This is a genomic window from Silvimonas terrae, from assembly GCF_014202765.1.
Lineage (GTDB): Bacteria > Pseudomonadota > Gammaproteobacteria > Burkholderiales > Chitinibacteraceae > Silvimonas > Silvimonas terrae.
In genome coordinates this window covers 61277-81495 of the sequence record NZ_JACHHN010000006.1, presented here as the reverse complement: position 1 = coordinate 81495, position 20219 = coordinate 61277, and the positions used below count along the sequence as shown (strand labels likewise).

At 58.4% G+C, this 20219-nt stretch carries 20 protein-coding genes and 1 tRNA gene; 9 read left to right on the top strand and 12 right to left on the bottom strand.

Annotation, left to right across the window (positions count from 1 at the left end; genetic code table 11):
* Window positions 1–58 precede the first annotated feature (58 nt).
* The 3 genes from HNQ50_RS14690 to HNQ50_RS14680 all read right to left on the bottom strand — a co-directional run bounded on the left by HNQ50_RS14690 (window position 59) and on the right by HNQ50_RS14680 (window position 3774).
* Entirely contained in the window at window positions 59–403 is a 345-nt protein-coding gene (locus HNQ50_RS14690) for a hypothetical protein (RefSeq protein ID WP_184101951.1), read from the bottom strand.
* A 237-nt stretch (window positions 404–640) separates the two neighbouring features.
* Window positions 641–2248: an FAD-dependent oxidoreductase gene (locus HNQ50_RS14685; protein ID WP_221303201.1), complete on the bottom strand. Its 1608-nt coding sequence runs from the start codon at window positions 2246–2248 to the stop codon at window positions 641–643.
* Window positions 2245–3774 carry a polyamine aminopropyltransferase gene (locus HNQ50_RS14680; RefSeq protein WP_221303200.1) on the bottom strand — a complete coding sequence of 510 codons (1530 nt, stop codon included), beginning with the start codon at window positions 3772–3774 and terminating at the stop codon, window positions 2245–2247. The genes HNQ50_RS14685 and HNQ50_RS14680 overlap by 4 nt, the downstream gene beginning before the upstream one ends.
* Before the next feature lie 88 nt (window positions 3775–3862).
* Between HNQ50_RS14680 and HNQ50_RS14675 the strand changes: the two genes are divergently transcribed.
* From HNQ50_RS14675 to HNQ50_RS14650, 6 genes are all read left to right on the top strand, one after another.
* Entirely contained in the window at window positions 3863–4249 is a 387-nt protein-coding gene (locus HNQ50_RS14675; protein ID WP_184101950.1) for a DUF350 domain-containing protein, read from the top strand.
* A gap of 71 nt (window positions 4250–4320) precedes the next feature.
* Complete coding sequence (locus HNQ50_RS14670; protein ID WP_373282238.1) at window positions 4321–5355, top strand: SPFH domain-containing protein; 1035 nt, start codon at window positions 4321–4323, stop codon at window positions 5353–5355.
* 7 nt (window positions 5356–5362) lie between these two features.
* Window positions 5363–6829, top strand: a complete 1467-nt coding sequence (locus HNQ50_RS14665; RefSeq protein ID WP_184101948.1) for a DUF4178 domain-containing protein — start codon at window positions 5363–5365, stop codon at window positions 6827–6829.
* A gap of 4 nt (window positions 6830–6833) precedes the next feature.
* The gene (locus HNQ50_RS14660) at window positions 6834–7001 is read left to right on the top strand and encodes a hypothetical protein (protein ID WP_184101947.1); all 168 of its coding nucleotides are present in this window, start codon (window positions 6834–6836) and stop codon (window positions 6999–7001) included.
* The gene (gene speD, locus HNQ50_RS14655) at window positions 6998–7360 is read left to right on the top strand and encodes an adenosylmethionine decarboxylase (protein ID WP_184101946.1); all 363 of its coding nucleotides are present in this window, start codon (window positions 6998–7000) and stop codon (window positions 7358–7360) included. Before HNQ50_RS14660 ends, speD begins: the two co-directional genes overlap by 4 nt.
* A 249-nt stretch (window positions 7361–7609) precedes the next feature.
* Window positions 7610–7813 carry a hypothetical protein gene (locus tag HNQ50_RS14650; protein WP_184101945.1) on the top strand — a complete coding sequence of 68 codons (204 nt, stop codon included), beginning with the start codon at window positions 7610–7612 and terminating at the stop codon, window positions 7811–7813.
* Between the two features lie 105 nt (window positions 7814–7918).
* On the opposite strand, the gene HNQ50_RS14645 is transcribed toward HNQ50_RS14650, so the two are convergent.
* From HNQ50_RS14645 to HNQ50_RS14605, 9 genes are all read right to left on the bottom strand, one after another.
* Window positions 7919–8641, bottom strand: a complete 723-nt coding sequence (locus HNQ50_RS14645; protein WP_184101944.1) for a class I SAM-dependent methyltransferase — start codon at window positions 8639–8641, stop codon at window positions 7919–7921.
* A 2-nt stretch (window positions 8642–8643) separates the two neighbouring features.
* On the bottom strand, window positions 8644–9504 hold the full coding sequence (locus HNQ50_RS14640) for a phytanoyl-CoA dioxygenase family protein (RefSeq protein WP_184101943.1): 861 nt from the start codon (window positions 9502–9504) through the stop codon (window positions 8644–8646).
* 340 nt (window positions 9505–9844) lie between these two features.
* Window positions 9845–9920, bottom strand: a tRNA-Met gene (locus tag HNQ50_RS14635).
* A 75-nt stretch (window positions 9921–9995) separates the two neighbouring features.
* Window positions 9996–11015 (bottom strand): peptide ABC transporter ATP-binding protein, encoded by a 1020-nt coding sequence (locus HNQ50_RS14630; RefSeq protein WP_184101942.1) that lies wholly within the window; start codon window positions 11013–11015, stop codon window positions 9996–9998.
* Entirely contained in the window at window positions 11008–11991 is a 984-nt protein-coding gene (locus tag HNQ50_RS14625) for an ABC transporter ATP-binding protein (RefSeq protein WP_184101941.1), read from the bottom strand. The genes HNQ50_RS14630 and HNQ50_RS14625 overlap by 8 nt, the downstream gene beginning before the upstream one ends.
* Entirely contained in the window at window positions 11991–12911 is a 921-nt protein-coding gene (locus tag HNQ50_RS14620; protein WP_184101940.1) for an ABC transporter permease subunit, read from the bottom strand. The genes HNQ50_RS14625 and HNQ50_RS14620 overlap by 1 nt, the downstream gene beginning before the upstream one ends.
* A gap of 5 nt (window positions 12912–12916) precedes the next feature.
* Complete coding sequence (locus HNQ50_RS14615) at window positions 12917–13927, bottom strand: ABC transporter permease subunit (protein ID WP_184101939.1); 1011 nt, start codon at window positions 13925–13927, stop codon at window positions 12917–12919.
* A gap of 279 nt (window positions 13928–14206) precedes the next feature.
* Complete coding sequence (locus HNQ50_RS14610; RefSeq protein ID WP_221303199.1) at window positions 14207–15805, bottom strand: ABC transporter substrate-binding protein; 1599 nt, start codon at window positions 15803–15805, stop codon at window positions 14207–14209.
* Window positions 15806–16086: 281 nt separating this feature from the next.
* Window positions 16087–16854: a DUF2189 domain-containing protein gene (locus HNQ50_RS14605; protein WP_184101938.1), complete on the bottom strand. Its 768-nt coding sequence runs from the start codon at window positions 16852–16854 to the stop codon at window positions 16087–16089.
* Between the two features lie 382 nt (window positions 16855–17236).
* Here HNQ50_RS14605 and coxB point away from each other — a divergent pair, with 382 nt between their 5' ends.
* From coxB to HNQ50_RS21965, 3 genes are read left to right on the top strand one after another with little or no spacing between them, the layout of a single operon-like run.
* Entirely contained in the window at window positions 17237–18340 is a 1104-nt protein-coding gene (gene coxB / locus HNQ50_RS14600) for a cytochrome c oxidase subunit II (protein WP_184101937.1), read from the top strand.
* 22 nt (window positions 18341–18362) lie between these two features.
* Window positions 18363–20024, top strand: coding sequence for a cytochrome c oxidase subunit I (ctaD, locus tag HNQ50_RS14595; RefSeq protein WP_184101936.1), 1662 nt, complete (start codon window positions 18363–18365; stop codon window positions 20022–20024).
* Between the two features lies 1 nt (window position 20025).
* Window positions 20026–20154 carry a cytochrome oxidase small assembly protein gene (locus tag HNQ50_RS21965; RefSeq protein WP_221303198.1) on the top strand — a complete coding sequence of 43 codons (129 nt, stop codon included), beginning with the start codon at window positions 20026–20028 and terminating at the stop codon, window positions 20152–20154.
* The last annotated feature ends 65 nt before the right edge of the window (window positions 20155–20219 follow it).

The window sequence follows — 20219 nt, the reverse complement described above, 5'->3', positions numbered from 1 at the left end:
GCATGGCAATAAACCTGCCCGGCCCGGCTCGCGCTTTACGCATGGGGCCGGACCAGGTTTATTTTTTGGGGGGAACCGGTGGCAAACCATTGTCGGCCCGACAGCTATTGCGCATCTCCATCTCTTCCTTTTGCGCCTGCTGTTGTTCGGCCTTGGTTTTAAGCGGCTCTGTTTTCGTCACCGCACGGTCGGCAAACTTGCGACCAAAGCAGCCGCAGTAGGTCTGCAGCTTGGGATTGCCCTTGAGGTCAACGTCGCCAATATGGCCGTCGTTGGCCATCTGCACGCACATGTTGGCATAGGCATCGACTGCCGCTTGAGGGGCACCTGCATAGGCGGCAGAGGTAAAGCAGACACACAGGCTGGCGGCAAGGCCAAGGCTGGCAATGCTGGATAAACGCATTTTGTCTCCGGGGGAGAAGATAAAAAGAGGGTGAAACGATGAGAATGACGGACGGGTTAACCCCGGAAACCGACAATGCGTTGACGTTGACTTATGTGGAACTGTTTTATGACTGACATTCTCATACGATTTCGCAGATTATGTATTTGTCATGCGGACGGGCGGTATGAACTGCATCGCAGGCGTACGGGCCCTTGATTGCCAGAGCCAGATCAGCGCTTGAGTGGCAGGGCGGCTTTACCCCAAGACCTTCTGCGCCGCCCGCACGCCCCACCAGGAGGCCTCTTCAAACACCGAAAACCCGGAAAGATCACTGTGCGCGAACAGCACCTTGCCATCTGCCGCGCGGAGCGCTTGCAGGCCGGCGTTGTGCAAAAAGCCGGGGACCGGGCTGGCCATGGCGTGGCCGCGCACGGTGATGTCCAGCGCGGTGGCGCACTGGCGTAGACGGTGGCCGTAAACCACCTTGAGATCACACGCGGCTTCTTCATACAGCTCTTGCGGCGTGGCCTGTTGCAGCCACTGCCGCGCTGCTTGCGGGGTGCGGTCGCTATAGACCTGGTAGGCGGTAAACACGGTTTTGGGCGGCGGTGCCCAGGTGATGTCCTGGTGAGTGGAGACCACATAGCCCAGGCCGCGCCCGCCGTGGATGACGTTATCCCACGCCAGCGACACGCCTGCTTCTTCGGCCGGGAAGCCATCCAGCAAAAAGCTGGAAATCACCCAAGCGGCATGCGGCGGCATATGGCTGGCCGGGTCAAAACCGTAGCTGCGGATGTGCGGCACCACGTATTGCGCCACGTGCAGTGGCATGGCGCAGATGGCGTGATCGGCCTCGATGGTGAAAGTGCGCCATTGGCCGCCGCTTTGCGCCGCGCACAGCACGCGTACACCGCTGGTGGTTTCGTCCACACGAACCGCCATGCCATCCCGCCACTGGCCCTGGCTGGACCTGGCCAGATGGCGGGCCATGGGGTTGAGCCCGTCTGGCCAGGTCAACACTGCGCCTTCACCCGCATTGGCCGCCTGGCCGGCGCGGGCGGCAAAATAATGCAGGCCGGCCCAGGCAGAAATCTGGCTGGCCAGTGCGCCAAAGTCGTCGCGGCAGCAGTAGTCCAGATAGGTACGCAGACCCGGCGCGGTGTAACCGTGCTGATCCAGCCAGTTGGCAAAGTTTTGCCGGTCCAGCGCCAGCCATTGCGGGTCGGTGGAAGAGAGTTCAAGCGGGATACAGAACACGCGCTTGCCATCCGCCCCGTGCGCTTGTTTGAGCTGGTCGGTGTACTTGAAAAACTGCGCTTGCTGGGCGCGTTCCTGCGCACTTTGGCCGTGCTGTGGCAACAGGCCGTCTTCCCAGCGGCCGTGGACAAACAGGCGTTCGTCCGGGGCGTGCACCAGCGCGCGTTCGTCAAAGCGCGGACGTTCGGCCATGGCATCGGCTTCGATCACACCAGCGTCTTGCAGCATCTGGCGAACGTGGGTGGATTCCATTGAAGGCAGCGGCAAGTAGTGCGCACCTTTGGGGTAACGCAAATCGCCAAACGCCCCGCCCGCTGCGTTGCCGTATTGCTCCGGGCCGCCCAGCAGGATGTAGTCTTTGTAGCCGGCCCGCGCCAGTTGCCAGCCCGCAGACAAGCCGGCAATACCGCTACCCAGGATTACGGTGCCGGTTTTGTAACTGGCCGAAGGCGGCGGCAGCGTGCGGTGATCGCGCAGCGCATGGCCCATGCTCATGCCGGGTGTTTCTACCATGGGTGTCAGATCGCTCCAGCCCAATCTGGAACAACCCGCCAGCCCCAGCGCGGCACTGCCCAGCAAAAAACGACGACGTGATAATCCGCTCACCGGATCACCTGATCCCAGTCTTGTTCGAAATAACGCACCAGGCTCTGGTTATTGAGCTGATTGGGCTCGACCGGAATGCGTTGCATATCGGGCGGGAAGGTGAACATTTCCTGCGTGGTGGCGGCGTTCAGGTATTGCATGGGCAGGCGGTAATGCTGGGGCGGTTTGAAATCACGGCGCTTGCTGGCCATGACAAAACCCCACTCGCCAAAGGATGGTACATACAGGTGATACGGCCAGGTGTTGAAACCGGCCTCACGCAGCGTGGCGTCGATACACCAATAGGCATGCGGCGCAAAGAACGGCGAGGTGGACTGGATCACCGCATAGCCGTTTTCGCTGAGGTGATGCGCCAGCAAGCGGTACAGCGGTACGGAATAGAGCTTGCCCAGGCCAAAGCTGGAGGGGTCAGGAAAATCTACAATCACGGCGTCGAATACGCCGTCGGATTGCTCCAGCCAGCGACCGGCGTCCTGGTTAATGACGGTGACGCGCGGATCATGGAAGGAATTGTGGTTAAGCTGGCGCAGGGTGTCCGATGTAGCAAACAGATCGGTCATGGCGTGGTCCAGATCGACCAGCGTCACATGCTTGATATTGGGGTAACGCAGCACCTCGCGCAGCGCCAGCCCGTCACCGCCGCCCAGAATCAGCACGGATTGCGCCCACGGTGAGGACTCCATCAGCGGGTGGACCAGGCCTTCGTGATAACGGTATTCATCGCGCGAGGAAAACTGCAGGTTGCCGTTGATGTACAGCCGCAGATCGTCTTTCCAGCGCGTGACCACCAGCCGTTGGTAAGGGGTGGTTTTGGCGTAGATGATCTCATCGCCATACAAGCCTTTTTCCGCGATGTAGGTCAGTTTCTCGCCCACGGCAAAGCCAGCGGCCAGCAGACATAACAGCATGGCCGCGCCCAGCACGCGCTGGCGGGCATTTTTGACTTCGTGACGGAAAATCCAGGTGGTCCAGATCGCCACGGCCAGATTGGACATGCCAAACAAAAAACCGGTGCGGGACAAACCCAGCCGTGGCGCGAACACCAGCGGAAACAACAGCGAAACCACCAGCGCGCCCAGGTAGTCAAACGTCAGTACACGGCTGACCAGTTCTTTGAATTCGGTCTGGCGGGCATTGAAAATGCGCATGACCAGCGGGATTTCCATCCCCACCAGAATGCCCAGTACCAGCACCAGCGCGTACAGCACCGTTCTGAATGGGGCCGAGAGCCATGCAAACACCAGAAACAGAAAGGCCGCAGAGATGCCGCCCAGCACACCCACCAGCATTTCAATATCCACAAACCGGGTCAGCGTGTCTTCATCCTTCACATAACGGGACAAGTGCGAGCCGATGCCCATGGCAAACAGATAGCAGCCAATAATGGATGAAAACTGCAAGATGGAATCGCCCAGCAAATAGCTGGACAGCGCGCCGGCAATGAGTTCATACGCCAGCCCGCAAGAGGCCACAATGAACACCGACAAGATAAGGGCACGGTCCGGCAGGGCCGATGTAGAGCGCATTAACAGCTTTTCCTTAAGACCATTCGTAGCTACAGGTTGGCCAGGAATGGATACAATTGAATTCTCGTGAAAGGGGAGAGCCGGGCAAATGTTACAGGTTAGTGCGTATCTGCTTCATCTTCTGACTGCATTTGCACTGTTGCTGGTGTTCACTTGCGTCTACGTCAAGATCACGCCGATTGACGAATTTGCCCTGATCCGGCGCGGCGTACTGGCTGCAGCATTATCACTGGGCGGCGCGCTGGTGGGCTTTGCGCTGACGCTGGCTTCCGCCATTACGCACTACGATCAATACACGCTGGTGTTTGCCTGGGCGATCAGCGCCATGGTGATCCAGGTCCTGACCTATGCCGTGGTCACGCGGCTATTGCCGCAAATGAATGAAGCGTTGCAAAACAACAACGTCGCCATGGGCGCGTTGATGGGCTCTGCCTCACTCACCGTAGGCATCCTGAACGCCGCCTGCCTGAGCTAAGCCCGTATTACCGCCACCTGTTCCTTGTTATTCGGCCGTCCTGAATTCTTGCAGGAGTACACACCATGAGCCTGGGTTCTTTTATCAAGAAGCAGTTCATCGACATCCTGCAGTGGAACGAAGACAGCGACGGCACCCTGGCGTGGCGCTACCCCATGCAGGATTTTGAAATCCAGTACGGCGGCAGCCTGACGGTTCGCGAATCGCAAATGGCGGTGTTCGTGAACGAAGGCAAGATTGCCGACGTGTTCGGGCCCGGCATGTACAAACTCACTACCCAGACCCTGCCCGTCCTCACTTATCTGAAGAACTGGGACAAACTGTTTGAGTCCCCCTTCAAGTCTGACGTGTATTTCTTCAGCACCCGCCAGCAACTGGGCCGCAAATGGGGCACCCCGCAACCGGTCACGCTGCGCGACAAGGATTTTGACATGGTGCGGCTACGCGCCTTTGGCGTGTACGCCTATAAAGTGGCCGACCCCAAGACCTTCTTCACAGAGGTCAGCGGCACGCGTGAGCGTTACACCGTCGATGACATGGAGCAGCAACTGCGCAACCTGATCGTCGCCGGCATGGCGCCGGCGCTGGGGAATGCCGGCGTGCCGTTCCTGGATATGGCGGCCAACCAGGGTTTGATGGGCGACAAACTGCGTGAGGGCCTGACCCCGCTGTTTGAACGTTATGGGCTGGCACTGGATACCTTTGCGGTAGAAAGCATCTCTTTGCCCGAAGACCTGCAAAAAGCCATCGACACCCGCATCAGCATGGGCATGATGGGCGATATGGGCCGCTATACCCAGTACCAGACCGCCCAGGCCATTCCGCTGGCCGCACAGAACGAAGGCGGTCTGGCTGGTACAGGCGCCAGTCTGGCGGCGGGCGTGGCATTTGGTCAGGTGATGGCGAACAGCATGGGTGCAGCCGTGAGCGGCGTGGCCCAACCTGGCGTCGCCGTGCCCGTTGCCGCCGCGCCTGCTGCTGCACCGGCGGCGGATGGCCCGGAAGCGCGCCTGGCGCAGCTCAAGGGTTTGCTCGACAAGGGGCTGATTTCGGCGGCGGATTATGACTCGGCCAAGGCAGAAATCCTGAAAAAGCTGATTGGCTGAGCGCTTGATGGCTGAACCCATTTACAAGGTGCCCTGTCCGGCGTGCGGCGCGCCGGTCAGTTTCATGTCTTCTGCCTCCGTCATGGCGGTCTGCAGTTACTGCCAGAGCACGCTGCTGCGTGACGCGGACAGCGTGCGCAATATCGGCAAGATGTCCGACATTCTGGCCGACTATTCGCCCATCCAGATCGGGACATCCGGGGTGTATGAAGGCAGCGCCTTCAGCGTGGTCGGGCGCATCCAGTTGCAGTATGAAGACGGCTACTGGAACGAGTGGTACGCCGTGTTTGACGACGGCAGCACCGGCTGGCTGGCCGATGCCTCCGGCCAGTATGTTTTCACTCGCGATGCCCCAGCGCCCGCCTCAGGCCCCACCTTTGACGCGCTGCGGCCCGGTAACGGGGTTCCGCATCTGGATCACCTGTGGAATGTGGCCGATGTCCGCGTGGCCCACTGCATTGCCGGCCAGGGCGAGCTGCCGTTTGCCGTCGGGGCGGGTTACGCCGTCAAAGCCGCCGACCTGCGTTACCGCGATCGCTTCATGACGCTGGATTGGTCAGAGCCCACTCTGCGTTGCTACGTTGGCAAGGCAGTCACGCTGGATGGCATGAAATGCCAGTTGCTGCGCGAAGGCAGCGCCATTGCCGATACCGCCGGCCGGCTGCGGGGCAAAATCAGCAGCCTCAATTGTCCGGCCTGTGGTTCGCCCATTCAGTACGCACCCGGCCTGACCCGCTTTATGGTCTGCCCGGCCTGTCATGCCGAGAGCGCGCAGTCGCCCGATAAACAAGAAGTGCTGGCCACGCAAGAACGCGTCAACGCCCGCCCCACCACGCTCAAGCCCGGTGATAGCGGCAATATCGACGGTGTGTTGTGGGATGTGTTGGGCGTGATGGTCAAACGGGAGGTGGGCGAGAACGCCTTCTGGACCGAGTACCTGCTGTTCAATGTGATCAAAGGGTTTTTGTGGCTGGTCGAAAGCGACGAAGGCTGGCAGCGTGTACAAGTGCTGGATGTCTGGCCCTCACCCGCTGGCAACGCCATTACCTGGGAAACCGCCACATTTGCACACCAGTATCAGTACACCGGCGAGGTCGTCTGGGCGGCAGGCTCGTTCAACTGGCGCGTCAAAACAGGGGATCGCGTGGTCGTCAACGACTATCGGCAGGGCCAGATCACCCTGACGAGCGAAGCCACGGCCGAAGAAATGACCTGGTCGCGCAGCCAGCCCGTCAGCGCAGAGCAGTTGCAAAAATGGTTTACTCACGCCAGTTTCAAAGCCGCCGCCGCAACCACACGCCCTGGCGCGGGCGGCATTGAGCTGGAAACACTGGCCAAAGTCTTCACCGGGGGCATGGTGCTGTTGAATATCCCCGCGCTGCTCAATGCAGATGACAGCGGCGGCCCGATCTTCATCAGTGCGATTGCCATCTTGCTACTCTGGCTGCCCATCTGGGCTTGGCGAAAAACCTGACAATATGACACCCAGACACATTCTCTATCTGTTTTACGCCCTTGCCGTGGTAGGCGGCGGCACCCTGCTTGATTACAGCAGCGCACGTGCCAACAGTCGCAGCAGCGGCGGCTATTACGGCGGCGGCTCGCCTGGTGCGGGCGGCTGGGTTTCTGGCGGCCATCACAAATGACCGATGCCCACGCCTACACCCCGGGCCTGCATGTACTGGCGGACTTCTACGGCGTTGATGAAGTGGTCCTCAGCGACGGCATCTTGCTGCAAACCGCACTCAAAGAAGCCGCCACCGCTGCCGGGGCCAGCGTGATTGCCTCGCACTTTCATCATTTTGGCCCGCAGATGGGCGTCACCGGCGTACTGCTTTTGCGTGAATCACACATCAGCATTCACACCTGGCCGGAAACCGGGCTGGCGGTGATCGATATTTTCATGTGCGGGCATGCCCAGCCCAGGCAGGCGCTTACTGCGTTGCAGCATCATTTACGGCCCACGCGCGTGGTGCAGCAAAGCATCAAACGCGGCGCACCATAAACGTGCCGGCTGGCGCGACTGATATACCACTCATCCAACTGTGGTTTGACTATTGACAAATTTTGCTCTGCAGCAGAGCATATGCCAACGGGTTATCGCCCTTCCCTGCCGTCTCCTTGGTAAACCATGCCAGGACTTTCTTTAGATCCATATGGTTGCCGGGTAGACGCGTCTTGCCAGTTTCTGTGTCTTGTTCCCGGCCTGTGTTTATGGCGCCTTGCGGCGCATTGAGGATGCTAATGGTCGGTCATGAACGAGAGTCTGTACGTCTTGCAATACAGTCCTGAAACCAGGAATTTCCACGTCGAAAAACTGCATGTCATGCTGGACAAGAACCAGCAAGCCTTCCAGAGCGGAAAGCCGGTGGATTACGTGCCCTTGGGCATGTACGAACGGCTCGATGAGCTACTGGAAGAAAAAGCCCGCTTGATCAAGGCACGCGCGCGGCGCTGAGGCGCAAGATGGGAATTGGTTATCGCAAAAAACAAAAAGCCGGCAGAAGCCGGCTTTTTGTTACTACCCACAGATATGGGTTGGCGTTGCGGGTGCGCCCCGCCCTCAGATATGAAAATAACCAACTGAGGAATCAAACGGCAAGCGCTTCAGTTCGATCTTGTTCAAGTCAAAAACTTCACGCAACGCACTGGTTTCACCGGGGAAATTGCGGTACGCCACTTCATCGAGCACCACAATGGCCCCTTTGGGCATATAAGGCAGGAACGTCTCCAGCGCGACCTTGGTGGGGGCGTACAAGTCGGTATCGAGAATCAGCATTGCCACAACGAGGTCGGGCCGGGTTTTGACAAACTCCGGGACTGTTTTGACGATGTCCCCTTTCACCAGTTCACACCGCGGAATCCGGTTCACCGGGCGGACCAGATCGTTGGCATTGATCATGTCCTGAATCAGGGACTGGTCGGTATCCGAGAACATGTTCTCATTAATATCTGAAGGATCTTCATTCTTGTCGATGCTGGTAAATCCCTCAAATGTATCAAAGCCGATAATTGAACGATTAATCGCGTAGGGTTCCAGGATCATCGACAGATGCATATACAGCATCAGCGAATTACCTTTATAAACACCACATTCTACGATAGCGCCGGGGACATCAAGCACCTTTTTGAACAGTTCCATCCGCGAAAGTGCGGCGGTAACGGCAATCCGGTTGGAGAATACAAAAGGCGCATCTGCCACATACGAGGAGTCGACGCGCTTCAAGACATTTGCCCGTGTTTCGTTGTACTCAATCTCTGCCGGTGTAAGACGACGCTTGGTCATTGCTAAACTCCAGGAAAACCAGAAAAGTCGTGGACGTGAAAATAATCTTTATAGCCAGCCGTTACATCTGCGCAATGACCATCCATATTGATTGCACCGCGTTTGTGCTTCAAATCATCAAGATGTATCAATCGGAAATCAATGCTGAAACGGGTCTGATCTGTGTAATTGGGGACGGTACCATGCAGATGTGAACCAGAGAAAATGATCATTTCCCCGGTATTGCCGGCCATGCGGATTTCCGATGCGGTATCGATTTCTTCCAGCGGCACCGGGTGTACCCGTACTTCTTCCCTGATGTTCTCTCTGGCCTTGTCACGCTGAACACTCATCCAGTTAGACAGGCTCCAGTCCCTGGATGTGTTTTGCACCGGCTTGTCGAAATACCCCGGATTAATCATCATGGTCTGGTCTGGTCCAATGGTATAAACCGGCATCCAGGTATTAATCTGGCAATCGACCCCGCCATACCATGTATCACGATGGGGTCGATAAGCGTAGCTCACCCCTGCATGCAGATAGTCGTAATGCGGTACAACCCGAATCCGGGGCACATCAAAAATATATTCGCGGGGATCAGCGCCAATTTCCTCTGTGAAGCTGCGAATCAGCTCTTTCGAACGCAGGCTATTGGTGAATTGGCGTTTGAGCTTTTCTACTTTGGCAACAAAGACCTCCACCGGCATCATCTTGTGCAATGCCTGGTGATCTTTCTCGCCATCAAATGCAGCGGTAATACTTTCCTGCGCAAAGCTGCACAAGTCTTGTGCCGTTTGCAGCCGGGTATTGAGAAAGATATCGCCGGAATAAATAGCGCGTCTGAAGTCAGCTTTGGTTTGAAGCTGATTAATGTACAAGTTCACGTCCGCTCCCGAATATATCCAGGTTAACACACGAAATAACCAGCCAGTTGGCAAGCTGCTGGCATGATCTCACAGTCTTGAAATGAACGTAAATGATGATGCCCTGACGGTACAGCCGGCCAGAATTCGCATCCAGGTACCATCCGGAATGTGGACAAGATCATACAAGCCGATCGGGTAACAGGCGACGTTTTAGTCGTGGCAGCCCACGCGATACGCTGGATCCGCTATTGCGGAGCAAGCGTGTTTTGATGGTTGGCAGAGGAAACCGAGGTAACAGCCCGCATTATCCCGCCAGAAAACGAAAAGGGCCTAGCCGAAGCTAGACCCTTTGAAATACTGGTTGCGGGAACAGGACTCGAACCTGTGACCTTCGGGTTATGAGCCCGACGAGCTGCCAACTGCTCCATCCCGCGACAGAGAAGAAGAGTATGTCATGCAATACAGGTTCCGTCAACACCTTTTGCCATCTATTTGAAACATACCCGCGCTTAGCTGTTTGGACTGGCGGTATCGGCAGAGATTTCCTCGACCCGATGGCAGGCAATCATGCGGCCGGCAAATGGGCGCAGCGCGGGGACTTCTGCTTTGCAATGCGCCTGGGCGTATGGGCAGCGGGTATGAAAACTGCAGCCAGAGGGCGGGTTGACCGGGGATGGGAGCTCGCCCTGCAACTTGACCCGCGCTTTGCGGTCCTGCGCGCGGATGACGGGCGTGGCCTGCATCAGCGCGCGGGTGTAGGGGTGCAGCGGGTTACTCATGATGGCGTCGTTGGGGCCGTATTCCACGGTCGAGCCGAAGTACATCACCATCACGTCATCGGCCATATGCTCCACCACCGAGAGGTTGTGGCTGACAAACACGTAGGCGGTGCCGAACTCTTCCTGCAAATCCATAAACAGGTTGAGGATCTGCGCCTGGATAGAGACATCCAGCGCGGAGGTGGGCTCGTCGGCCACCAGAATCTGCGGGTTCAGCATCATGGCGCGGGCGACGGCGATGCGCTGGCGCTGGCCGCCAGAGAACATGTGCGGGTAGCGGTGATAGTGTTCTGGCCGCAAACCAACGCGCTGCATCATGTCGCGTACTTTGGCTTCACGCTCGGCCGGGCTCAACCGGGTATTCAGCAAGAGCGGTTCTTCCAGTTGCGTGCCGATCTTCTTGCGCGGGTTGAGCGAGGCGTAAGGGTTCTGGAACACCATCTGTACGCGCGGGCGCAGTTCACGCAGTGCGGCTTTGCTGGCGGTGGCGACTTCAACGCCAGCGATGTTGAGCGAGCCGGCAGTGGGTGTTTCTACCATGGTGAGCTGGCGCGCCAGCGTGGATTTGCCACAGCCAGACTCGCCCACCACTGCCAGAGTACGGTGCGGTGCCAGTTCAAAACTGACGCTGTTGAGGGCCTTGACGGTGGCCTGCCCGCGCAAAAAGCCGCGCGAGACGTGATAGTGGCGCGAGAGATCACGTGCGACCAGAACCGGTGCGGGGCTGGAGGTCTGTTCTTGATTAGCCATAAACGGGTTTTCCTGCGTCATCCAGCGCATAGAAACAACGCGCTTGCGCATTGTGGGCGGGCGTCAGTTGCGGGTGATCGGTGCGGCAACGCGCCTGCACGTACGGGCAGCGCGGCGACAACAGGCAGCCCGCGGGCCGATCAAACTGGCCGGGTACAACGCCTGGCAAGGTGTTGAGCCGGCTTGCGCCCTTGCTGTGTTCCGGAATGGAGGACAACAGCGCCTGGGTGTAAGGGTGGCGCGGCGTGTCAAAAATGGTAGGGATCGGGCTTTGTTCGACCACTTCTCCCGCGTACATCACCACTACGCGCTGGGCCACTTCGGAGACCACAGCCAGATCATGCGTAATCAGCACCAGGCCCATGCCCTGGCTCTTTTGCAGGTTGACCAACAGTTCCATGATCTGCGCCTGCACCGTCACATCCAGCGCCGTGGTGGGTTCATCCGCAATCAGGAAACGCGGGTTACAGGCAATGGCCATGGCAATCATGACACGCTGGCTCATGCCGCCCGACAGCTGATGCGGGAAAGCCGAGAGCCGGGATGGGGCGTCGGGGATTTCCACCAGTTCCAGCAGTTCCAGCGCACGTTTTTTCAGCGCATCGCCACGCAGGCTGGTGTGCTGCTTGAGCGTTTCCATCAACTGGAAGCCCACGGTATACGCCGGGTTCAGGCTGGAGAGCGCGTCCTGGAAGATCATGCTGATATCGCTGCCGATGATCTTGCGTTTGTCCCGCGCTTTCATGCCCAGCAGGTCTTTGCCATCAAAGGTCAGCGCATCGGCCGTCACCCGGCCGGGAGCGTCGATCAGGCCCATCAGCGCCAGCATGGTCACACTTTTGCCCGAGCCCGATTCACCGACAATGCCGACGATTTCGCCAGCGTCCACGGTCAGGCTGACGTTGGATACGGCACGGAACGGATTGGCGGCGCTACCGAACTCGACCGAGAGGTTTTTGATCTCTAACAATGCCATTACGCGAGCCTCTTCAGTTTCGGGTCCAGCGCATCGCGCAAGCCGTCGCCCATCAGGTTGAGCGCCAGCACGGTGATCAGAATGCTCACGCCCGGCATGGTCACTACCCACCAGGCCCGCTCGATATAGTCCCGCGCGGCGGCCAGCATGGTGCCCCACTCTGGTAACGGCGGTTGTACGCCCAGGCCCAGAAAGCCCAGCGCGGCGGCATCCAGAATGGCGGAGGAGAACCCGAGTGTGGCCTGCACGATCAACGGTGCCATGCAGTTGGGCAGGACCGTGTTGAACATCAAGCGCAGCTTGCCCGCGCCAGAGAGTTTTGCCGCAATCACGTAGTCTTTGGATAACTCCGCCATGGCGGAAGCCCGCGTCAGCCGCACGTAGGAAGGCAGCGTGACAATCGACAGCGCCAGCATGGTGTTCACCAGACCCGGCCCCAGCACGGCCACAATGGCAATGGCCAGCAGCAGGGACGGCAGCGCCAGCATGATGTCCATCAAACGCATGATGGCCGTACCCAGCCAGCCGGGGTAAAACGCCGCCAGCAAACCCAGCACAATGCCAGGGATCAGCGAAACGATCACCGACACCAGACCAATCATCAGCGAGAGGCGTGCGCCATGCATCAAGCGGCTGAGGATGTCGCGGCCCAGTTCATCTGTACCCAGTAAAAAGCGGGCGTGGCCGTCATGCAGCCAGGCGGGTGGCGTGAGCATGAAATCGCGGAATTGTTCGGACGGGCTGTGCGGTGCAATCCATGGGGCCAACAAGGCGGCCAGCACCAGAATGACCAGGTAGCCCAGCGCAATCAACGCGCCCTTGTTGGCGCGGTAGGCCAGCCAGAATTCGCGCAGTGGTGTCGGGTGCGATAGCGCTGGCGTGGCAACCGGCACAGCGGCTTGAGTTGTTGTTTCTGCCATGCCGATTACCTCGCGTGGCGAATACGCGGGTTGATCACGCCGTAGAGCACGTCAACCAGCAGGTTTACAAAAATGATCAGTGTCGCGATCAACAGAATGCCGCCCTGCACGACCGGGTAGTCCCGCGCGCCAATGGCGTTGATCAGCCAGGAGCCCACACCCGGCCAGGAGAAGATGGTCTCCGTCAGCACGGCACCGGCCAGCAGCGTACCCACTTGCAGGCCAATCACGGTGATCACCGGCATCAAGGCATTGCGCAGGGCGTGGACCAGCACGATACGTGTCATCGACAAGCCCTTGGCGCGCGCGGTGCGGATGTAATCCTCACGCAGCACTTCCAGCATGGAGGAGCGCGTCATACGGGCGATCACCGCCATGGGGATGGTGCCCAGCACAATCGAGGGCAATATCAGGTGCGAGAGCGCCGAGCGGAAGGCGTCCATGTCATGCGCCAACAAGGTGTCGATCAACATCAGGCCGGTGACCGGGGTGACGTCGTACAACAGGTCAATCCGGCCAGAGACCGGCGTGATCCCCAATTGGACGGAGAACACCATGATGAGGATCAGGCCCCACCAGAAAATCGGCATGGAATACCCGGCCAGCGCCACGCCCATGACGCCGTGATCGGCCACGGTGCCGCGTTTGACGGCGGCGATAATGCCGGCCCCAAGGCCGACGACCGTGGCAAAAATCATGGCACAGATAGAGAGTTCTACCGTGGCCGGAAACAGGGTCAGGAATTCTTGCATCACCGGTACTTGCGAGCGGACCGAAAGGCCCAGATCACCATGCAGGGCATGCACCAGGTAGTGCCAGTACTGCAGATAGAGCGGCTGGTCCAGCCCCAGCTTCTGCATGGCGAGCTTGTAGAACTCGGGGTCGATATGGCGCTCGCCCATCATCACCAGGATGGGGTCACCCGGAATCAGGTGGATCAGCGAAAACGCCAGCAGCGTGATACTCAGAAAAGTCGGGATCACCACGCCGATGCGACGCAGCAAAAAACGGATCATGTGTGCGTACTCGCGACAGGGTAAAGAGCGCACCGGCAATGGTGCGCGGGTCCGGGGCTGCTGCATCCTGCCAGAAGCGGGCAGTGTGGATGCAACGGCGGCTTATTCCCGGTTATAGCTGGTGCTTTTTGGTCACACCCAGGGACGACAAAGCCGGCACGCAGGGCGGCCGGCTTGTCGTGACCCATCAGTCCACGCGGTCAACACCAGCGGTGTGCCACGCTTGCCCTCAGGAAAACAAGGCAAGCGAGCATAACGCAGTCGTTGTGTTGGCGGCGATTACTTCAGACCCACGCCGTAGAACGCATTCAGCGCAAACGGGCTGATCTTGAAGCCATCGACTTCCTTGCGCATCGGCTGATAGACGGTGGAATGGGCCACCGGGGTATACGGCACGTCACGCTTGAAAATCACCTGGGCTTGTTCATACAGCTTGGTGCGCTCTGCCTGGTTGGGCAGGCTGCGCGCCTTCACTATCAGATCATTGAAGTCTTTCTGGCACCATTTGCCGTAGTTGTTGCCATCCACGGCTTCGCAGCCCAGCAACGTACCCAGCCAGTTGTCCGGATCGCCATTATCGCCATTCCAGCCAATCAGCATGGCGTCGTCTTCACCGGCGCGGGCGCGCTTGATGTACTCGCCCCATTCGTAGGTGACGATCTTGGCCTTCACGCCGATTTTGGCCCAGTCGTTCTGGATCATTTCCGCCATCAACTTGGCGTTGGGGTTGTATGGGCGTTGTACCGGCATGGCCCACAGTGTGATCTCAAACCCGTTGGGCAGACCTGCTTTGGCCAGCAGGGCCTTGGCCTTGTTCACATCCAGCGGGGCGTCTTTCAGGGTCTTGTTGTAGGACCATTGGGTGGGCGGCATCGGGTTGGTGGCCAACTGGCCAGCGCCCTGGTAGACCGCATCAATAATGGCCTTCTTGTTGATGGCCATATCCAGCGCCTGACGTACTTCCACCTTGTCCAGCGGCTTGTGGGTCACGTTGTAGCTCACGTAGCCCAGGTTAAAGCCGGCCTGGCTGGGCACCTTGAGCGCCGGATTGGCCTGCATGGCTTTCAGGTCTGCCGGGCGTGGATACGACATGATCTGGCACTCACCCTTTTGCAGCTTCTGGTAGCGCACAGACGGGTCGGTGGTGATGGCAAAAATCAGCTTGTCCAGCCGCACATCGCCCTTGCGCCAGTATTCCGTGTTGCCGTTGTAACGGATCACGCTGTCTTTCTGGTACGCCTGGAAGATAAACGGGCCCGTGCCGATCGGCTGGGTGTTGATCTGGTCGGCCTTGCCGGTTTTCATCAGCTGGTCAGCGTATTCAGCCGACATGACCGAGGCAAACGACATGGCAATGTTCTGCAGGAATGCGGCATCTACCTTGTTCAGGCTGATCTTGACCGTGTATGGGTCAATCTTTTCTACCTTGGCGATATTGCTATCCATGCCCATGTCAGAGGCGTAGGGGTAGGTCGCGTTGGTGGCCTTGTTGAACGGCAGGTTCTTGTCGGTCAGGCGGGCAAAGGTAAAGATCACGTCGTCCGCATTGAAGTCGCGGGTGGGCTTGAAGTACGGGGTGGTATGAAACTTCACGCCCTTGTGCAGATAGAAGGTGTAGGTGCGGCCATCTGCGCTGACATCCCATTTATCCGCCAGACCCGGGCGGATTTGTGTGGAACCCGGCACAAACTCGACGAGGCGGTTGTAGATGGTTTCAGCCGAGGCATCAAAGTCGGTGCCAGTGGTATAGCGGGCCGGGTCAAAACCGGCCGGGCTGCCTTCAGAGCAATAAATCAGGGTTTTACCTGCCGCCAGGCTAGCGCCAGTGGCCAGGGCCAGAACTGATGCAAGGACGATACCTGCCTTCATCTGCTTCATTGGTTGCTCCGTTTCCTTTGTAAAAAAGAAAGCCTCGCTATGCGAGGTCTGTGCTGCGAATGCTAAGGACGCTGCTTGATGACACCATTCGGAATAACCCGTATTCCATATGGTCTCTTGATACTCATCAATGACTTTTGCGATGTCCCGTTGAAAAAGCAAAAACCGTGACTGCCTGATCGACACATCACGGTTTTGATAGCACGCGCAAGCCAGAACACCAGCCAGACCCATACCGCCCACCCGTTTGGCGGGTCAGGCGGCAGGCAAAGAGCACCGTTTTAGTGCACCAGATCCCGGTAAGCACACCAGGTGGCATGTCCCAACAGCGGGAAAATGATCACCAGTCCCACCAGGTAGGTGGCAAAACCAATCGCGGTCAGCAGCACAATGATGGTCGCCCAGACCAGCATGGCCGGAATGTTCTCTGCCACCACGCGCACGCTGGTGACCAGCGCGGTAATGGTGTCGACGTCCCGGTGCGCCAGCATGGGAATGGACACCGCAGAGATGGCAAATACCACACAGGCCAGCACCAGCCCGGCCAGCGACCAGGCAATGGTAAAGCCCAGGTATTCTGAGGTCAGCGCATGGCTGAAGAACTGCATGCCTACGGCCTCGCCACCGTAAAACAGCGCAAACAGGATGGCGGAAATCCGCTCCCAGCTCATGGCGATGAAACCCAGGATCACGCCCATAAAGGCAATCTGCCCGAGGTTGTGGACCACGTCCCGCAAAGACTGGATAAACGAGGCTTCCCGCCCTTCTTCACGCTCGTGGGTGAGCTCGTAAATGCCTGATGCGCCAAGGGGTGCCAGCAGCAAGAACCCGGTGACTGCGGTAGACGAGAGATAGGTGTAACTGGAGGCAATTTTCAGCACCGCAAAACCCAGCAGCGCCGTGATGATGCCGTAGCAAAGACTGGGCAGCGGGTGACGGGTGAAGTCGGTCCAGCCCATTTTCAACCAGTAGAACGGCCGCATGGCGTTCACCTTGCCGGTTTCTGGCATGGAGAAGTGGTCATCGAGACCGTGCAAGTGCAAGTCCATGATTTTATGTCTCCTCTTATGAGCATTCTTAGCGGGTAGTTCTTCCCACGCTTATTGCAATCATTACGTCAACCCTGCACAAAAAGAGACACCGGCCTGATGAGCGGTGCAGCAAAAAGGTGCGTTTTGCATCAATGGTTTGCGTCACATTAAAAATTTGCTACCTTTTGTAAACAAAACCCGGGAAAGCTGGCTGAAAACAAAGCCAGTACCTACAAGAGCCTGTCCGCAGTGAAAAGCAAGCACGAACCTGACGTAGTGCTCGTTTTAAAGTCGGTCGCAGCGCAATCTGGGCTGTTGCTGTACTGAGACACTCGCCAACCTCAAGTGCTTTGCCATTCATCTGGCTATCAGGTGAGTAATACGCCACTGGAGGTTATCGATGCTGCTCAGGCGACTTTGCGCCGCGCTGTCCTGTACGCCAGCGTTTGCTTTTGCCGATAGTTTGTACACGTTCCAGACCCCGCAATCTTCCATCGCCAGCCGCATTTACGATCTGCACACGTGGATCATGCTGATCATCGTGGTGATCTTTGTGGTGGTGTTCGGCTTGATGTTCTACTCGATCTTCAAGCACAGAAAATCCCAGGGTCACGTTGCCCGCAACTTTCACGAGAACACCGTGGTGGAAGTGGCGTGGACCATCATCCCCGCGCTCATCCTGGCCGTCATGGCCTGGCCCGCAGCGCGCCTTGTACTCGATCAGAAAGACACCCGCGATCCGGACGTCACCATCAAGGCCACCGGTTACCAGTGGCAATGGGGTTACGAGTATCTGGATTACGGCTTTGGCTACCGCAGCCACCTGGCCACGCCACGCCTGCAGATCGAGAACTACAAGGGTGACGTGGCCAAAAACCCGCAATACCTGCTGGAAGTGGACGAACCCGTGGTGGTGCCGGTGGGCAAGCGCGTGCGCGTGATGACAACCGCCAACGACGTGATCCACAGCTGGTACGTGCCGGCGCTGGGCGTCAAGCAAGATGCCATTCCCGGGTTCATCCGGGACACCTGGTTTACCGCTGATCATGTCGGAACCTATCGCGGCCAGTGCACGGAGCTGTGCGGGCGCGATCATGGCTATATGCCGATCGTGGTGAAGGTGGTCTCAGACGCCGACTTCAAAACCTGGGTGGCCGAGCAGCAGAAGAAAGCCAAAGCCGCACAGGACGACCCGAACAAGAAGTGGACCAAGGATGAGTTGATTGCCCGCGGCAAAACGGTGTTTGAAGCCAACTGCGCCGCGTGCCACAAGATTGACGGCAAGGGTGGCGGGCCATTCCCGGCGCTGGCAGGCAGCAAGATCGCCACCGGTCCCAAAGAAGGTCACATCCATATTGTGCTGACTGGCAAGAACGCGATGCCTTCGTGGGCGGGTTTGTCCGACACCGAGATCGCGGCGGTCATCAGCTACGAACGCAACAGCTTTGGCAATCATGACGGCGACTTTGTCTTGCCGGCTGAAGTCAAAGCGGCCCGCAAGTAAACGGCATATCAGGGAACTCACCATGACCACTGCCACCGAAACACTGCACCCGCACGACGCGGATCATGACGTACACGCGGGCCACGGCGACGGCCACCACGGCGCCGCGCACTCTGGCTGGCGGCGCTGGGTATACGCCACCAACCACAAAGACATCGGCACCATGTATTTGTGGTTTGCCTTCAGCATGTTCCTCTTGGGCGGCACCTTTGCCCTGTGCATTCGCGCAGAACTCTTCCAGCCTGGCCTGCAATTCTGGCAACCAGAGTTCTTCAACCAACTGACCACGCTGCACGGCGTGATCATGGTGTTTGGCGCGATCATGCCGGCCTTTACCGGACTGATGAACTGGCAGCTACCGCTCATGATTGGCGCGCCGGATATGGCCTTTGCGCGCATGAACAACTGGAGCTTCTGGCTGCTGCCGCCGGCCGCGCTGTTGCTGATCATTAGCCTGTTTATGCCCGGCGGTGGCCCGGGCGCAGGCTGGACGTTCTACCCACCGCTGTCGGTCCAGCTTGGACCGGGCATGGATTTCGGGATTTTCGCCATTCACTTGATGGGTCTGTCTTCCATCATGGGCTCAATCAACATCGTGACCACCGTGCTGAACATGCGCGCACCCGGCATGACGCTTCTGAAAATGCCGCTGTTTGCCTGGACCAGCCTGGTAACGGCCTACTTGCTGATCGCCGTCGCCCCGGTACTGGCCGGCGCGGTGACCATGCTGCTGACCGATCGCCACTTTGGCACGCACTTCTTCAACGCCGCCGGCGGCGGTGACCCGATCCTGTTCCAGCACGTATTCTGGTTCTTCGGCCACCCGGAGGTCTACATCATGGCGCTGCCGGCATTTGGCGTGGTCAGCCAGATTTTGCCGACGTTCAGCCGCAAACCGCTGTTTGGCTATGTGTCGATGGTCTACGCGGTGTGTGCCATTGCCATCCTCTCTTTCATGGTGTGGGGCCATCACATGTTTGCCGTGGGCTTTCCGGCCACGGCGCAACTCTTTTACATGTTCATGACCATGCTGATTGCAGTGCCGACCGGCGTGAAAGTGTTCAACTGGATTGCCACCATGTGGCAAGGCGCCATGAGCTTTGAAACGCCCATGCTGTTTGCCATCGGTTTCTTGTGTCTGTTCACCATTGGCGGGTTCTCTGGCCTCGTACTGTCTTTGGCACCCGTCGATATCGCCCTGCATGGCACCTACTACGTGGTGGCGCACTTTCACTATGTGCTGGTGGCCGGCGCGCTGTTCAGCCTGTTTGGCGCCACTTACTACTGGCTGCCCAAGTGGTCTGGCTATATGTACAACGAGCGGATGGGCAAGATCCATTTCTGGTGGTCGATGATTTCTTTCAACATCACCTTCTTTCCGATGCACTTCCTGGGGCTGGCCGGCATGCCACGGCGCATTCCGGATTACGCACTGCAATTCACCTTCTTTAACGAGATTGCCTCGGTCGGTGCCTTCCTGTTTGGCTTTGCGCAGATTTTCTTCCTCTACAACGTGATCCACACCATCCGTGGCGGCGTCGGCAAAGCCCCGGCCAAACCGTGGGATGGCGCACACACGCTGGAATGGGAAGTCGACTCCCCCGCGCCGCACCACACCTGGGAAACCCCACCGGACGAAGCCCTGGTGCGCCGTGGTTTGATCGCCCAAGGGCTGGAGCACTGAGATGGAGAACCTGATGCGTGATGATCGGCCCGAACGCCGCCGCAACCTGCGCACCGCCTTGATCCTGGCCAGCGTGGCGCTGGTATTCTTTGTGGGGATCATGGCGCGGCACTGGCTGTTCGGGAATTGAGGCGGGTGAGGTGTGCAGATAGCTGCGCGCCTTTTTGGGGGGTGGTGGTGAATTGTCGCGAATCC

Excerpts from the sequence above, each read along its gene's own strand:
- HNQ50_RS14690 (WP_184101951.1), bottom strand. The coding sequence starts at position 403 with ATGCGTTTATCCAGCATTGCCAGCCTTGGCCTTGCCGCCAGCCTGTGT.
- HNQ50_RS14680 (WP_221303200.1), bottom strand. The coding sequence starts at position 3,774 with ATGCGCTCTACATCGGCCCTGCCGGACCGTGCCCTTATCTTGTCGGTG.
- HNQ50_RS14675 (WP_184101950.1), top strand. The coding sequence starts at position 3,863 with ATGTTACAGGTTAGTGCGTATCTGCTTCATCTTCTGACTGCATTTGCA.
- HNQ50_RS14665 (WP_184101948.1), top strand. The coding sequence starts at position 5,363 with ATGGCTGAACCCATTTACAAGGTGCCCTGTCCGGCGTGCGGCGCGCCG.
- HNQ50_RS14660 (WP_184101947.1), top strand. The coding sequence starts at position 6,834 with ATGACACCCAGACACATTCTCTATCTGTTTTACGCCCTTGCCGTGGTA.
- speD (WP_184101946.1), top strand. The coding sequence starts at position 6,998 with ATGACCGATGCCCACGCCTACACCCCGGGCCTGCATGTACTGGCGGAC.
- HNQ50_RS14650 (WP_184101945.1), top strand. The coding sequence starts at position 7,610 with ATGAACGAGAGTCTGTACGTCTTGCAATACAGTCCTGAAACCAGGAAT.
- HNQ50_RS14645 (WP_184101944.1), bottom strand. The coding sequence starts at position 8,641 with ATGACCAAGCGTCGTCTTACACCGGCAGAGATTGAGTACAACGAAACA.
- HNQ50_RS14630 (WP_184101942.1), bottom strand. The coding sequence starts at position 11,015 with ATGGCTAATCAAGAACAGACCTCCAGCCCCGCACCGGTTCTGGTCGCA.
- HNQ50_RS14625 (WP_184101941.1), bottom strand. The coding sequence starts at position 11,991 with ATGGCATTGTTAGAGATCAAAAACCTCTCGGTCGAGTTCGGTAGCGCC.
- HNQ50_RS14620 (WP_184101940.1), bottom strand. The coding sequence starts at position 12,911 with ATGGCAGAAACAACAACTCAAGCCGCTGTGCCGGTTGCCACGCCAGCG.
- HNQ50_RS14615 (WP_184101939.1), bottom strand. The coding sequence starts at position 13,927 with ATGATCCGTTTTTTGCTGCGTCGCATCGGCGTGGTGATCCCGACTTTT.
- HNQ50_RS14610 (WP_221303199.1), bottom strand. The coding sequence starts at position 15,805 with ATGAAGCAGATGAAGGCAGGTATCGTCCTTGCATCAGTTCTGGCCCTG.
- HNQ50_RS14605 (WP_184101938.1), bottom strand. The coding sequence starts at position 16,854 with ATGGACTTGCACTTGCACGGTCTCGATGACCACTTCTCCATGCCAGAA.
- coxB (WP_184101937.1), top strand. The coding sequence starts at position 17,237 with ATGCTGCTCAGGCGACTTTGCGCCGCGCTGTCCTGTACGCCAGCGTTT.
- ctaD (WP_184101936.1), top strand. The coding sequence starts at position 18,363 with ATGACCACTGCCACCGAAACACTGCACCCGCACGACGCGGATCATGAC.
- HNQ50_RS21965 (WP_221303198.1), top strand. The coding sequence starts at position 20,026 with ATGGAGAACCTGATGCGTGATGATCGGCCCGAACGCCGCCGCAACCTG.